At 64.7% G+C, this 14,814-nt stretch carries 13 protein-coding genes; 8 read left to right on the forward strand and 5 right to left on the reverse strand.

All coding sequences use genetic code 11. The features are described from left to right. Nucleotides 1-18 precede the first annotated feature (18 nt). The 5 genes from ASB57_RS09015 to ASB57_RS09035 form a co-directional block, all read right to left on the reverse strand. Nucleotides 19-681, reverse strand: a complete 663-nt coding sequence (locus ASB57_RS09015; RefSeq protein WP_057651919.1) for a methionine ABC transporter permease — start codon at nt 679-681, stop codon at nt 19-21. After that, nucleotides 682-1,479, reverse strand: a complete 798-nt coding sequence (locus tag ASB57_RS09020) for a methionine ABC transporter ATP-binding protein (protein WP_057651920.1) — start codon at nt 1,477-1,479, stop codon at nt 682-684. A gap of 108 nt (nt 1,480-1,587) precedes the next feature. Beyond that, the gene (locus ASB57_RS09025; RefSeq protein WP_082621478.1) at nt 1,588-2,511 is read right to left on the reverse strand and encodes a bestrophin family protein; all 924 of its coding nucleotides are present in this window, start codon (nt 2,509-2,511) and stop codon (nt 1,588-1,590) included. A gap of 77 nt (nt 2,512-2,588) precedes the next feature. Beyond that, nucleotides 2,589-3,512, reverse strand: coding sequence for a bestrophin family protein (locus tag ASB57_RS09030; RefSeq protein ID WP_082621479.1), 924 nt, complete (start codon nt 3,510-3,512; stop codon nt 2,589-2,591). 186 nt (nt 3,513-3,698) lie between these two features. Next, nucleotides 3,699-4,412: a GntR family transcriptional regulator gene (locus tag ASB57_RS09035; protein ID WP_231755375.1), complete on the reverse strand. Its 714-nt coding sequence runs from the start codon at nt 4,410-4,412 to the stop codon at nt 3,699-3,701. A 235-nt stretch (nt 4,413-4,647) separates the two neighbouring features. Here ASB57_RS09035 and ASB57_RS09040 point away from each other — a divergent pair, with 235 nt between their 5' ends. The 8 genes from ASB57_RS09040 (at nt 4,648) to ASB57_RS09075 (ending at nt 14,422) form a co-directional block, all read left to right on the forward strand. Beyond that, nucleotides 4,648-5,550, forward strand: a complete 903-nt coding sequence (locus ASB57_RS09040; protein ID WP_057651923.1) for a dihydrodipicolinate synthase family protein — start codon at nt 4,648-4,650, stop codon at nt 5,548-5,550. A 61-nt stretch (nt 5,551-5,611) separates the two neighbouring features. After that, nucleotides 5,612-7,024, forward strand: a complete 1,413-nt coding sequence (locus ASB57_RS09045; RefSeq protein WP_057651924.1) for an MFS transporter — start codon at nt 5,612-5,614, stop codon at nt 7,022-7,024. Continuing rightward, nucleotides 7,008-7,556, forward strand: coding sequence for a hypothetical protein (locus ASB57_RS09050; RefSeq protein WP_057651925.1), 549 nt, complete (start codon nt 7,008-7,010; stop codon nt 7,554-7,556). The genes ASB57_RS09045 and ASB57_RS09050 overlap by 17 nt, the downstream gene beginning before the upstream one ends. Nucleotides 7,557-7,579: 23 nt before the next feature. Continuing rightward, the gene (locus tag ASB57_RS09055) at nt 7,580-8,818 is read left to right on the forward strand and encodes an amidohydrolase family protein (RefSeq protein WP_057651926.1); all 1,239 of its coding nucleotides are present in this window, start codon (nt 7,580-7,582) and stop codon (nt 8,816-8,818) included. Nucleotides 8,819-8,854: 36 nt separating this feature from the next. Then, nucleotides 8,855-9,853, forward strand: a complete 999-nt coding sequence (locus ASB57_RS09060) for a 4-hydroxyproline epimerase (RefSeq protein ID WP_057651927.1) — start codon at nt 8,855-8,857, stop codon at nt 9,851-9,853. A 133-nt stretch (nt 9,854-9,986) separates the two neighbouring features. Next, on the forward strand, nt 9,987-11,225 hold the full coding sequence (locus ASB57_RS09065) for an FAD-binding oxidoreductase (RefSeq protein WP_057651928.1): 1,239 nt from the start codon (nt 9,987-9,989) through the stop codon (nt 11,223-11,225). A 380-nt stretch (nt 11,226-11,605) separates the two neighbouring features. Beyond that, nucleotides 11,606-11,992 carry a DUF2946 family protein gene (locus ASB57_RS09070; RefSeq protein ID WP_156414104.1) on the forward strand — a complete coding sequence of 129 codons (387 nt, stop codon included), beginning with the start codon at nt 11,606-11,608 and terminating at the stop codon, nt 11,990-11,992. Between the two features lie 273 nt (nt 11,993-12,265). Beyond that, on the forward strand, nt 12,266-14,422 hold the full coding sequence (locus ASB57_RS09075; RefSeq protein ID WP_082621480.1) for a TonB-dependent receptor: 2,157 nt from the start codon (nt 12,266-12,268) through the stop codon (nt 14,420-14,422). Nucleotides 14,423-14,814 lie beyond the last annotated feature (392 nt).

Below are 14,814 nucleotides of genomic sequence, written 5' to 3' on the forward strand. Positions count from 1 at the left end.
GCCGCGAAAATGAAGGGCTTAGCGTTTATCCAGCCGGCGCGCGATGGTATTGCCGGCGAACTGGATGATCTGCACCAGCACCACCAGCAAGGCCACCGTGATCACCATCACGTCCGTCTGGAAGCGGTAGTAGCCATAGCGGATGGCCAGGTCGCCGATGCCGCCGCCACCCACGACGCCGGCCACGGCGGAGTAGGAAAGAAAGCTCACCGCAAGCACGGTGGTCGCCAGCACCAGACCCGAGCGGGCCTCCACCAGCAGCACGCGCACGATGATCTGCCACTCCGAAGCGCCCGCGGCGTGCGCGGCCTCGATCACCCCGCGCGGCACTTCCCGCAGGCATTGCTCGACCAGCCGGGCGAAATAGGGAATCGCCGCGAACGACAGCGGCACCGCCGCGGCCACCGGACCTATGGACGTCCCCACCACCAGACGGGTAAACGGCACCAGCGCGACCAGCAGGATGATGAAGGGAAAGGAGCGCACGGTGTTGGCGATCCAGCCCACCGCGCGATGCACGCCGCGATGCGCCAGCGACTGGCCCGGCCCCGTCAGGAAAATCAGTATGCCCAGCGGGCCGCCGATCAGCAGGGACGCCGCCAGCGCGATCCCCAGCATCAGGAAGGTCTGCCCCACCGCGACGACCAGCTCGGGCGCCAGATCAACCAGGGTCTGCCACATTCAGGCCACCTCTTCGTAAGGGTGATAAGCCTCGCGCACCAGCTCGCGGCCCAATGCGGATTGCAGCGCCACACCCTGGCGCGTGATCTCGGCCTGCTCGATCAACTCGCCGTTTTCCAGCACGCCGACGTGGCGGCACAGCGCGCGCACCACCGCCAGCTCGTGCGTGACGATGACGATGGTCACGCCCAGGCGCTGGTTGATGTCGCGCAGCACGGCCAGCACAGACCGCGTGGTCTCGGGATCCAGCGCCGACGTCGGCTCGTCGCACAGCAGCACGGCCGGTTCGCTAGCCAGCGCACGGGCAATGGCCACACGCTGCTTCTGCCCGCCGGACAATTGCGCCGGGTAGACGCGCGCCTTCTCCGCCAGCCCCACGATATCCAGGCAGTCTGCCACCCGCCGGGCGATCTGCTCGCGGCTGCGTCCCCCATGCACACGCAGGGGAAACGCGACGTTCTCGAAAACGTCCAGGTTCTGCATCAGGTTGAACTGCTGGAAGATCATGCCGATCGACTGCCGGGCACGGCGCAAGTCGCGCTTGGACAAGGACGTCAGCGCCACCCCGTCGACGTGAACCGCACCGTCATCGGGACGCTCCAGCAAATTGATCAGGCGCAACAAGGTCGACTTGCCCGCGCCGCTCTTGCCGATCAGGCCATAGATATCGCCACGCTGGATCGACAGCGTCACCCGCTTGACCGCGTCATACGTGCCGCCGTCCACCGTGAAGGACTTGCTCACCGCATCCAGCCGGATCAAGGCCTGCGCGCCGGCAATGGAAACCGTGCTTGTCATCGATATATTCCGCGCGTTCGCCTAAAAGGCGGATTCTTGCAGCGCAAGGCGCCGCGGAAAAATACCGAGTGACTATGTGCTTATGCCTTGCGGTCCAAGGCAAGGCGTTCAATAAAGATGAAAACGCCGGTCCGGCGCCAGGCGCGGCGGCAGTTCGACGGCATCGACGGCTTGACGCAAGGCCCTTTCGGTATCGACCGACATCGCCGTCAGCGCCAGGTCGTTCGGCTCCTCGCCGAAAGGCTCCTCCAGCTCGGTGGCGATGGCATGCCAGGCCAGGTAGGCATAGGCGATGAACACGGACACCAGAGGGGTCGCCCAGCACAAGCTGTTCACCAGCCCGAAAGGCAGCAAGGCGCAATAGACATGCGTGGTGCGATTCAGCAGCACGTCATAGGCATAGGGCACCAGCGTGCCGCGGATCCGCTCGCAGCCGCCCAGCACGCCGCTGAGGGCATCCAGCCTTTGCAGGCCATAAGCCAGCATCACATCCCCATAGCGCCGCTCGCGCTGCCATTGCACCAGTTGCGACTGCAGCAGCTCCAGGATGTATTGCGGCCGGCAATCGCGCCGCAAGATGTCCATGGCCAGCCCCCCTTCCAGCAGACGGGTCAGGTTGGAGCGCGGGTCGGTGCCCCGCAGCTGATGCTTGAGCGCGTAGGGAAAGGCCGCCAGCAGATTGATGGCGCGCTCGACCTGGAAATCGTCCTTGGGCAGGTTGGTGGCGGTGGTGACGAAGCGGGCCAGGTCCCGTTCGGTATTCTTCAGCGTGCCCCACAGGGTGCGCGCCTCCCAGAATCGGGCATAGCAGGCGTTATTGCGGAAGGACACGAAAATCGCCAGGGCCACGCCGATCAGCGAGAACGGGATGGGACTCAGCTCATTGAAAAGACGGGGATGCTGGTAGTCGATATAAACCGCCGCCAGCGCCAGCAGCAGATTCAGCATCAGCGGCGCGGCGATGTATTCGAGCATCGAGCCGTGCCGGGAAAAAAGCAGCCTTATCCAGGCCGACTTGGGACTCACGATCATGCCATTCACCCGCGGGTTGGTATCTGGTTCGCGAATGTAAGATCAGCCGGCACGACCGTGAATGAGACATTTCCGACTCAGCGTAAGCGGAAGTGTTCGTCGGGCAATACGCGCGCCGGAATATTCGGCGCGTCGACCGTTTGCAGCAGGGCCCGTTCGGCGTCAACCGCCATGGCGGCCAGGGCCAGATCGTTGGGTTCCTCGCCGAAGGGGTCTTCCAGCTCGCTGGCGATGGCGTGCCAGGCCAGGAAGGCATAGGCGATGAACACGGAGATTACCGGGGTCGCCATGCCTATGCTGCCCACCAGTCCGAAAGGCAGCAGCGCGCAGTAGAAATACGTCGTGCGATGCAGCAGCACGTCATAGGCATAAGGCAAAGGCGTGCCCCGGATACGCTCGCAGCTGCCCAGCACCACGCTCAGCGCGTCCAGCTTGCGCAGCGCCGACTCCAGCAGGATCTCGCCATAACGGCCCTGCCGATGCCATGCCACCAACTGCGCCTGCAGGCACTCCAGCACGTATTGCGGCCGGCAGTCGCGCCGCAGGATTTCCTCCACCAGCGCGCCGTCGAGCCGGCCGGCCAGGCTTTCGCGCGGATCGCTGTCGCGCAACTGGTGCTTGAGCGTGTAGACGAAGGCGGCCATCAGGTTCATGGCCCGCGTGACCTGGGGATCGTCCTTGGGCAGGCCTGTCAGCGTAGTGACGAAGCGCGCGAAATCGCGCGCCTGGATCTTCATGCCACCCCACAACATGCGGGCCTCCCAATAGCGTCCATAACAGGCGTTATTGCGGAAACTGACGAAGATCGCCAGCGCCACGCCGATCAGGGAAAACGGCACGGGATTCAGATGAGGGAAGAAACGGGCGGCATGGGTCGAGGCCCAAACCGCCAGCAGACCCAAAAGAAAATTGATGAACAGCGGCGCCAGAATGCGATTGAGGACCGACCCGTGCCAGACAAACAACATCCGGAACCAGGTAGTCTTGGGGCGAACGATCATGGGGTAACACCTGCACGGCCGCGCCTGGCCGGCCAAGGAAGATGAGGCCGGCGGGCCTGTCGATGGCGATCGGCATCCCGGCTCGGCGCGCGGCAGGCGATTGCCGCTCCGCGCATTGTAGGACTGCCTGCCGGGCAGGCCCAACCCCAATTTTGGAGCACAGCGGGCCGCTGTACCCGCGCCGCATCAGCCTGGCCGGCTATCCAGCAAACGGTCGACGATGGCAAGAATCTGTTCAGCGGCCAGTTCGATGTGCGCGACCAGCGCGGCTTCGGCGCGGTCGGCCTGCCCGGCGCGGCACAGGTCGATCAGGGCCTGGTGTTCGTCATGCGCCTGCTGCCGCACAGACTCATTGACGATCTGGAAGCGGAAATAACGTTCCGATTTCTCATGCAGGGTGCGCACGATATCCAGCGCGGCGGGACGTCCCGCAGGCCGGTACAGGGTCTCGTGCAGCTGCCAGTTCAACTTGCCCCACATATTCGGTTCGGCCACGTCCATCTTGGCGCGCAGCGACTCGGCGTAGTTCAGTTGTTCAGAAGTGAAATTCGGGATCGCCTCACGCAGGATCCACGGTTCCAGGCGGCAGCGTATGTCGAAGAATTCGCGCACCTCCTCCTTCGACAGCATGGACACGAAGGCGCCCCGGTGGGCGATGGTGTCCGCCAGCCCTTCCGCGCTCAGCAGCCGCAATGCCTCCCTAACCGGAATGCGGCTGACACCAAGCTCCTGCGCCAGCAGCTCCTGCCTTAGCGGCGCGCCAGGCGGGATAGCCCCGGACAAAATGCGGTTGCGCAGGACATCCACGACCAGGTCTGTTGCCGTACGCCTGACGATTCTGCCGCCTGCGCCCAAAGCTACGGGCGCTTGTTCATGATCTGCCTGGATGTCCTTCAGCACTACGATCCCCTTGGATGTGCGGTCGCGTAACGATTAGCGGGAAAACCCGTAGCATTTGAGGGTTCCGCTGCGCGATGGCATCAATTATATTGGATCCAAGATCCAAGCGGATCGCGAGCCGTCACATCACACCTGTGGGATACACGCGATCTTTCAAATTGGATCCAATATAAAGTAACCCGCTCTTACGCGATGAAAACATTCCTTCATCGCCCTTTTCCTTAGGAATCCCGACATGACGATTACCTGGCAAGGCGTTTTCCCCGCCGTTACGACCAAGCTCAAAGCCGATTTCTCCCTGGACGTGGACGCCATCCGCGCCGGCCTTGAAAGACTGATCGAAAACGGCGTCAGCGGCGTCGTGATGATGGGCATGGTCGGCGAAAACGCCCAGCTTTCCCCCGAGGAAAAGCTGACCGTTCTGCGCACCGCCAAGGACACGGTCAAGGGCCGCGTCCCCGTAATCTCGGGCCTGGCGGAAACCAGCACCGAAAAAGCCATCGCCTATGCCAAGGAAGCCGAAAAGATCGGCGTCGACGGACTGATGGTGTTCCCGGCGCTGACCTACAAGTCGGATGACCGCGAAACCATTGCCTTCTACAAGACCGTGGCGCGCGCGTCCAAGCTGGAAATCCTGCTTTACAACAACCCGCGCGGCTACGGCATCGACCTGACGCCGGACGTCGTGGCCGAGCTGATGTCGGAGCCGACCATCACGGCCATCAAGGAAGAGTCCTACGACACCACCCGGGTGACCGACCTGATCACGCGCTTCGGCGGCCGGCTGAATGTCGTCTGCGGGGTCGACGACCTGATCCTGGAAAGCGCGGCACTCGGCGCCAAAGCGTGGGTATCCGGCATGGCCAACGCGCTGCCCAAGGCATCGGTCGACCTGCTGAACATGGCCGTGGCCGGCAACTTCGCCGAGGCCAGGAAGCTGTATGGCGTCCTGACGCCGCTGTTCCACCTGGACACCGTGGTCAAGTTGGTCCAGCACATCAAGCTGGCCGAAAACATCGTCAGCGGCTCGGCGGAAACCGTCAAGCCGCCGCGCCTGGACCTGGCGGGCGCCGAGCGTGAGAAGACCCTGTCCATCATCCACAAGACCCTGGCCGACCTGAAGACCTTGGGCTACTGAACGCACGCACACCGCGACGCCGCCACGCCGCGCACTCTCCAACATCAAAAGGGGTTTTGCCATGTCCACGGTTTCCGCGCGCCTAGAGCGCATCCCATTCTGCAAGGTCCATCTGAAGTTGCTACTCATGGGGGGTCTGGGCTTTGCCTTTGAAGCCCTCGACGCCGGCATCATCGCTTTCGTGCTGCCGGTGCTGCGCACCCAGTGGGGCCTGAGCAGCATCCAGGTGGGCGTGCTGGCCAGCAGCACGTATGTGGGTTTCCTGATCGGCGCGTTGGCGGCGGGACTGCTGGGCGATCGCTTCGGGCGGCGCGGGGTCATGATGTGGGCGCTGTCGATCTTCTGCGTCATGTCCATCGCCAATGCCATGACGCACGATTGGCATTGGTTCCTGGTGTTCCGGGTGCTGGGAGGTGTCGGCATGGGCGCCGAGGGCGCCATCATCGCGCCGTTCCTGGCTGAGTTCGTGGCCAGCCGCTACCGGGGCCGCTTCACCGGGGCCCTGGCCGGCTTCTTCTCCTTCGGCTTCGTGGCCGCGGCCCTGCTTGGCTATTTCATCGTGCCGCTCGCGGACGACGGCTGGCGCTGGGCCCTGTTCATTACCGCCGCACCGGTGCTGGTCCTGCTGTGGTGGCGCAAGGCGCTGGACGAGTCGCCCCGCTGGCTGGAAACGCAAGGCCGTCACCAGGAAGCCGACGTCATCGTGAGCAGGTTCGAAGCCAGGGCCGAGCGCGTCCTGGGCAAGTCCCTGCCCGCCCCCGCGCCCGCCGCGGCCGCCACGATGGCGCCAACCGAAGCGACGCCTTTCCATCGCCAGCTGATGGCGCTTTGGCAGCGGCCCTGGCGCGGCATCACGGCGATGACCTGGACCTTCTGGCTTTCCATCACCTTCTGCTCGTATGCGTTCTTCACGTGGATACCCGGACTCCTGGTCCAGCAGGGGATGACCATCACGAAGAGCTTCTCCTACTCCATCGCGATCTATCTGGCGCAGATCCCCGGCTATTACTCGGCCGCGTACTTCAATGACAAGATAGGCCGCAAGGCCACAATCGTGATGTACATGGCGTTCGCCTGCGCCGCCGCCACCACGCTGGTGTTCGTCAAGGATCCGACCGGCATCCTCATCGCGTCGATCTTCCTGTCCTTCGGCATGAACGGCGTCAACGCCGGCCAATATGCCTATACGCCCGAGCTTTACCCCACCCATATGCGGGCTACCGGCATGGGCACCGCCTCGTCCTTCGCCCGCCTGGGCGCCATCGCCTCCCCGACCATCGTCGGCGCCATCTACCCTGCCCTGGGCTTCGCCGGCGTCTTCGGCATGACCACGCTGGTGCTGCTGACGGGCGCGCTGGCCGTGCTGTTCTTCGGCATCAATACCACCGGCCGCACGCTTGAGGACATCGCGGCGTCCAATCAGAACCTGGGCGCCACGCCCCTGGCAGGAGACCGCCTTGCGACACCCCGATAACGCGCAGGTCCTGGACACGCTGGGCACATTGGCGACGGCGCTCGGCCAGGCCAGGACCCTGGCGCCCGTCTGGGAAGCCGCCGACACCGCGTTGCAGGCGCTCTATGGCCACCAGCTGTTCACCATCCTTTCGTTCAACGCCGAAGCCCGGCTGCTGCAAAGGCTGTACAGCAGCCGGCCGGATATCAACCCCGTGGGCGGCATCAAGCGCGTCACCAGCAGCCCCTGGGTGGACCGCGTGCTGGTGCAAGGCGCCGGCTACACCGGTTCGTCGCCGGCGGACCTGGCCAGCGTCTTCAGCGACCACGCCTTGCTGACCGGCCATCGCCTGGGCAGCGTGCTGAACGTCTCCGTCTGGAGCGGCGGTGTCGTGGTGGGATCGCTCAACCTGCTCGACGGCGCGAGCCACTACGACACCGCCGCACTGGCGCCCGCGCGCGTCGTCGCGCAGTTGCTGGCCCCTGCCTTGACCGAAGCCGCGCTATCCCTGGACGCGCGGCTGCCGCCCGGCGTGGCGCTGGAATCCGTTTAAACCGAAATCGCACGGACTTGCTGATGATCATCCTGAAGAACTGCAGAATCCTCGACGTCAACCATGAGCATGACCAGACGCATTATTCGATCCTGGTCGCCAAGGGCAAAATCGAAAAAATCGTCGCGGGCGACCTCCAGAAGGACGGCGCCAGCGTCCTCGATGTCGGCGGCAAGACGGTCATGCCCGGCCTGATCGACTGCCATGTCCATGTGATCGCATCGGTGGCCAACCTGGGGCTCAATGGCCGCCTGCCCAATACCCTGGCCATCCTGCGGGCGGTGCCCATCCTGCAAGGCATGCTGGAACGGGGTTTCACCACGGTGCGCGACGCCGGCGGCGCCGATTACGCGCTGGCACGCGCCATCGAAGACGGAACCATAGACGGCCCGCGGCTGTTCACCAGCGGCAAGGCCCTGTCGCAAACGGGCGGCCATGCGGACTTCCGCGACCGCTACGACAACAGCGACCCCGATCCTTGCGGTTGCAATCGCAACGCCGGCGCCATCGGGCGCATCGTCGACGGTGTCGACGCCATCCGCAAAGCCGTCCGCGAAGAGATGCGCGGCGGCGCCAACCAGATCAAGATCATGGCGTCGGGCGGCGTCGCGTCCCCCACCGACCCGATCGGCAACTTCCAGTTTTCCGTCGACGAGATCAAGGCGGTGGTGGAGGAAGCCCATTCCCATCAGACCTATGTGATGGCGCACGCCTACACCGCCGCCGCCATCACCCGGGTGGCGCAGCTGGGCGTGAAGACCATCGAACATGGCAATCTGATCGATGACGAGGCCGCCGCGGTCATGGCCAGGCATGGCACGTATGCCGTGCCCACGCTCGTCACCTACGACGCCATGAGCAAGGTGGGCAAGCAGCAGGGCCTGTCGGATGAAACGCTGGCGAAGAACGAGAACGTGCGCCTGCAGGGCATCGAGGCGCTGAAGATCCTGCACCGTCACGGCGTGAAGATGGGCATAGGCAGCGACCTGCTTGGCGACATGCAGCAGTTCCAGACCGAAGAACTGGAGATTCGCGCCAGGATCCTCGGCAACTTCGAAGTGATCTGCCAGGCCACCGCGACGGGCGCCGAGATTCTGGACCGCGCCGGCAAACTGGGCGTGATCGCCGAAGGCGCCTGCGCCGACCTGCTGGTGGTCGATGGCGATCCCGTGCAGGACATCAGCCTGCTGGTGAAGAACCAGGGGGAAAAAATCGTCGGCGTCATGAAAGACGGGACGTGGGCCCGCCAGCCCGCGCGCTGATTTCGCGCCGCTTCGTTCAACGATAGGTAGTGCTTGATGAACCACACGTTTTTTTGTATCGACGGCCACACTTGCGGCAATCCCGTCCGCCTGGTCACGGGCGGCGCGCCCGCCCTGCAAGGCGCCACCATGATCGAGCGCCGCGCGCATTTCGAGCGCGACTACGATTGGGTGCGCACCGCGCTGATGTTCGAGCCGCGCGGCCACGACATCATGTCCGGCACCATCGTCTATCCCCCTACCCGTCCGGATTGCGACGTGGCCATCCTGTTCATCGAGGTCAGCGGGTGCCTGGCGATGTGCGGGCACGGCACGATAGGCACCGTGACCTTTCTTATTGAGAACGGCCTGGTGCAGCCGCGCGAGCCCGGCGTCCTGCATCTGGATACGCCGGCTGGCGTGGTGCTCGCGCACTACACGATGAAGGGGGAATACGTGGAATCGGTGCGCCTGACCATCGTGCCCTCCTTCCTGCATTCGCGCGATCTGTCGGTCGACGTCGAGGGCCTGGGTGAGATCCGTTTCGACGTGGCCTACGGCGGCAATTTCTACGCCATCGTCGAAAGCCAGCCCAATTTCGCCGACCTGGACAGCCTGGCGCCGTCCGACATCCAGCGGCTGAGTCCCATCCTGCGCCGCAAGGCGAATGAGAAATACACCTTCATCCACCCTGAGCAGCCGTCCATCCATGGTCTGTCGCATGTGCAGTGGACCGGCCGGCCCCATATGGAAGGCGCGAGCGCCCGCAACGCGGTGTTCTATGGCGACAAGGCGATCGACCGGTCGCCTTGCGGCACGGGCACGTCGGCCCGCATGGCGCAACTGGTCGCGCGCGGCCGGCTGGCCATCGGCGAGCCCTTCATCCACGAAAGCATCATCGGTACCGCGTTCACCGGCGTGGCCACGGAGGCCGTGCGCGTGGGCGATTACGATGGCATCCGCCCCAGCGTGGAAGGTTGGGCGCGCATGACAGGCCTGAACACGATTTTCGTCAACGACCGCGATCCGCTTTATAAAGGCTTCCTGGTGAAATGACGCCCGGCGTGGCGTTACCCGCCCCACTGTCTTGGCATAGGCCAGCGGGTCCAGACATCCGCGCTTTCGCCACCATTGCTATGGGACAGCGGGTCGAAGCAAGCAGTTGAATTCAAGTTGGGGAGTAGGGTTAATGCATCATGTAGTCGTAGTCGGTGCCGGCATCGTCGGCCTGAGCTGCGCGTGGGCCGCGCAACGCCGGGGCCATGCCGTCACGTTGGTGGACCGGGACTTCGAGGGCGACCGCGCATCGCATGGCAACGCCGGCGGCATTGCCGTCGCCGAGTGCATTCCCCTCAGCCTGGCGGGCATGGGTCTGAAGCCCTTGCGTTGGCTGCTGGACCCGCTGGGTCCGCTGGCGATCCGGCCCAGTCATGCACCCCATCTGCTACCTTGGTTTCTGGCGCTGCGGCGTGTCGGCGCGGGGGCCAACTACGCTCGGATAGGCGATGCCCTGGCCGCGCTGAACCGACTGTGCCTGCCTGATTTCACCGGGATGCTGGACGACCTTGGGCTGGCCGGCGATCTGCATCGCCGGGGCGCGCTGACGGTTTATGAGTCCGACGCGGGCTATGAGGCAGACAAGGCGTCGTGGCAGTTCAAACGGGAACGCGGGGTGCGTTTTCATGACGTTTCCACGGAAGCGTTGCGCGAATTGGAGCCTGGACTCGCGCCGGTGTTCAAGCACGCCGTCATGGTGGAGGACTGGGCTCACATCAACGACCCGAAGCGGATTGTCGACGTGCTGCGGGAGCGTTTGCGGGAACGGGGGGCGCGCTTCGTGCGTGCCGAAGCGAGCGGGATCGACATTGGCGACCCGGCCCGCGTGGGAATACGCGGGAACGATGGCCAGGTGGTGCACGGCGACAAGGTCGTCATCGCGGCGGGGGCATGGTCGGCCCGTCTCGCCCGCAGCATCGCTGACCGCGCTTTGGTTGAAAGCGAGCGCGGCTACAACACGACGCTGCCTGGCAGCGCCAGCAGGCTCAACCGGGAAGTGATCTTCGCTGAACGCATGTTCGTCGCCACGCCGCTTTCGGTGGGACTACGGATAGGTGGGGCTGCTGAATTCGCCGGGCTGGAGGCGCCCGCGAACTACAAGCGCAGCGCGGCGTTGTTGAAGCTTGCCCGGCGCTATTTGCCGGACCTGGATGATGAGGGCGCGAAACAGTGGATGGGGAATCGTCCCACCACGCCGGATTCCTTACCGGTCATCGGCCCGTCCCGCCACAGCCCGAACGTCTTGTACGCCTTCGGCCACGGCCACCTGGGGTTGACGCAGTCCGCCAGCACGGGACATCTGGTTGCCGACCTGCTGGACGGCAAGCAACCAGGCATAGACCTGACGCCCTTCTCGATCGCCCGCTTTTAGCGGCACACCGCAGGAGGAGTTATTAGGGGGCTGCGCCCCCTAATGCCGCCCCCCGCCAACGCAGCCGCACGGCGCGGGGGCCGTAGGCGGGCGCTAGCCCTCTAAAACCGTACAGGCGCAGCCGCACGACGTGGGGACCATAGGGGGCGCTAGCCCCCTAAAGACCGTGCAGGCGTAGCTGCGCGGCGCGGGGGCCTTAGGGGGCGGAGCCCCCTAAAAAAACCCCGCCGGGTAGGCGGCACAGACACAGTGAAATAATATATCATTACGAAAATTTCACGTTCCTGACGTTTCCGCTACGCCGCAAAGCACAAAGCCCAGCGGAACGCGTCCAGGATCCCTGGTACCCCGCAATAGCGGCCGGCCTGCCTCCGCCAAGAATGACACACCGTATCCACCGCCCCCGCTTGATAGCGCGCTGCCATGCAGCGCTGCTGGCGTGGGCCGTGCTGATGCTGGTGCTGACACCCGTCGGCGCGACCCTGCACGCCATGACCCACCTGGGCCAGGCGCCGCTGCGGGTATTGGCCGAGTCCCAGGGCGTGCCGGCCAGCGCCATCGACGACCGCGACACCAGCGATCATGGCGCCGATGCCCATTGCCATACCTGCGATGAGTGGGAGGTACTCGATCATGTCCTGACGCCAACACCCCTGCTGGTGTTGCCGCCGCCCACCCTTCAGCCGCGCGTGGCCCCCAGCCCGCGTCCGGCACTACGCGCCCGCGCACCGTGGATCCTGCCGCGCGCGCCACCCGCGCAAGCCTGAGCGCTGTCCCACAGCGCCTGGACGTCGGCCACGCCAGCGCCTGCCGTTGATCGTTGATCGTTGATCGTTGATCGTTGATCGTTGATCGTTGATCGTTGATCGCTGATCTCCGAGGAAGCGCTCGCCGAGCACGCCACAAGCTCCGCGCCCGACCGCCCATCCGCTCCCCTCGCTTGCCCTTTGCCGCCTGAAGCCTACCGTCACGCGCCGCCACTTCGCGCGCGGTCGGTGTTCATTCGCGCCGCCCTCACCCTTCCTATCGCGGATCCACGCATGTCTTTCGTGTCCTCCCCTGCGCGCGCCGTCGCCGCTCGCCCCGCCACCCGCTCGTCGTCGCGCCGCCGCGCCCCCGGCGCCATCAAACCGCTGGCGTTCGCCTCCTTCAAGCTCGCGCCCCTGACGGTCGCCCTCCTCTGCGCCGCGCCCGCCTTCGCCCAGCAAGCGCCAGCCACTGCCACGACTCCCACCACCAACCTGGCCCCGGTCATCATCACCGGCAATCCGCTGGGCAATGACACCCTGACCTCGCCGACCTCCATCGTCGAAGGCAAGGCCCTGGACCTGCGTCGCGCCGCCACCTTGGGCGAGACCCTCAATGGTCTGCCCGGCGTATCCACCACGACGTACGGCCCCATGGTCGGCCGCCCCATCATCCGCGGCCTGGACGGCGACCGCATCCGCATCATGAACAACGGCCTGGGTTCGGTGGACGCGTCCTCGCTGTCCTTCGACCACGCGGTGCCGATCGATCCCATCAGCGCCGACCGCATCGAAGTCATCCGCGGCCCCGCCGCCCTGATGTATGGCGGCAACGCCGTCGGCGGCGTCGTCAACGTCCTTGACGACCGCATTCCCAGCGAGCCCATCAACGGCATCCACGGCACCGCCCAGGGCGACTGGGGCGGCGCCAATGACGACCGCACCGGCGCCGTGCAAGTGGAAGGCGGCGACGGCAAATTCGCGATCCGCGCCGACGCCTACACCCGCAGCACGCACGAACTGCGCATCCCCGGCTACGCACAGTCGGGCAACGTCCGCGGCCAGGACGACGACGGCGACAACGGCCCGCGCGGGCGCCTGCCGAACAGCGACGGCCGCGTGCATGGCGGCGGCGTCGGTATGGCCTGGACCGGGGACAGCGGTTACGCCGGTATCTCCTACAGCGGCTATGACTCCGATTACGGTTCGGTGGCGGAAGACTCCGTGCGCCTGAAAATGCGCCAGCAACGCTTCGGCGCCACCGGCGAAGTGCGCGACCTCGACGGTTTCTTCACCAGCCTGAAAGCCAACTTCGCGTACACCGACTACCAGCACAAGGAAGTCGACGACGGCGAAACCGGCACCATCTTCAAGAATCACGGGTACGAAGCCCGCATCGAAGGACGCCATCGCGACTTCGGTCCGATCAGCGGATCGATGGGCATCCAGATCAGCCAGACGCAGTTTTCGGCGCTGGGCTCGGAAGCCCTGGTGCCGTCCACCGACACCAACAACTTCGCGCTGTTCGACCTGGAGCAATGGAAGGTCAACGACCGCCTGACCCTGAGCGCGGGCGGGCGCGTGGAATACACCCGCCTGGCCCCGTCGGGCGGCGGCAACGAGCGCTTCCTGGATGCGTCCAAGCGCGACTTCACGGCCGGCAGCTTCGCCCTGGGTGCGATCTACAAGCTCAACAGCCGCTGGTCGCTGGCCGCCAACGCCGCCTACACGGAACGCGCGCCGACCTTCTACGAGCTGTACGCCAACGGACCGCACGAAGCCACCGGCCAGTATCTGATCGGCAACCAGAATCTGAACAAGGAGCGTTCCTTCTCCGGCGATCTGGGCCTGCGTTTCAAGGAAGGTCCGAACAAGGCCAACTTCAGCGTGTTCTACACCCACTTCCGCAACTACATCACGGAAGCCAACACGGGGCTGTTCGCCGACGACGACGGCGAGATCGTGCCGTCGAATACCGACGACGCCCTGTCACAAGCGGTCTATCGTGCCGTGCCCGCCGACTTCTATGGCTTCGAAGCCAGTTCCACGACGCGCATCTGGGACAGCGGCGCCCACAAGCTGGACCTGAACCTGTCGGGCGACTACACCCATGCCCGCAACAGCGACACGGGCGAGCCGCTGCCGCGCATTCCGCCCCTGCGCCTGGGCATGGGCTTCGATTACGCCTACGGTCCGTGGGGCGCCGGCATTTCGTTCACCAAGGCCTTCGCGCAACACCGCCGGCCCGACAACGACACCTCGACGACGGGCTACTACCGCCTGGACGCCAACGCCAGCTACGCCTTCAAGGTGGGCCAGACGCAATGGCTGGCGTATGTCCGCGGCCTCAACCTGACCAACCAGGAGATTCGCTACGCGACCTCGGTCTTGCGTGACGTGGCGCCGGAAGGTGGACGGGCCGTCATGGTGGGCCTGCGCGCCAGCTTCTAAGGCCCACGTTTCCCTTATAGGCAGAAGTCATGAAAGGGGGCCGCCGGCCCCCTTTTCAACAAGAAAGATCTCTTAAGAAATGTCCCGAATCTGCCCATCAGTGGCGAAATCTCCTAGGAGGATTTACATCCGCGACGGAAACAATATGACAAACAAGTTAAGGGTCTTAGGGTTTTTCATGACACTCCGCCCCCTTTTTGTCAGCTGATTATCAGAACATGCGCGGGAAATCCCTGAAGAACGCAGAATAAGAATATAAGCGTAACAATCTTTCAATGGTATATAATTCGGTCCACTTAGTGATTTCGTATCGGTTCCATAGACCGACGTTATTGCGATTCACGCCTCGTGCCTGAGGGCTTCCGGACCGGTTCCGGCTGCAGGACGGCACT

The sequence above is a fragment of the Bordetella sp. N genome (genome assembly GCF_001433395.1).
Lineage (GTDB): Bacteria > Pseudomonadota > Gammaproteobacteria > Burkholderiales > Burkholderiaceae_B > Bordetella_C.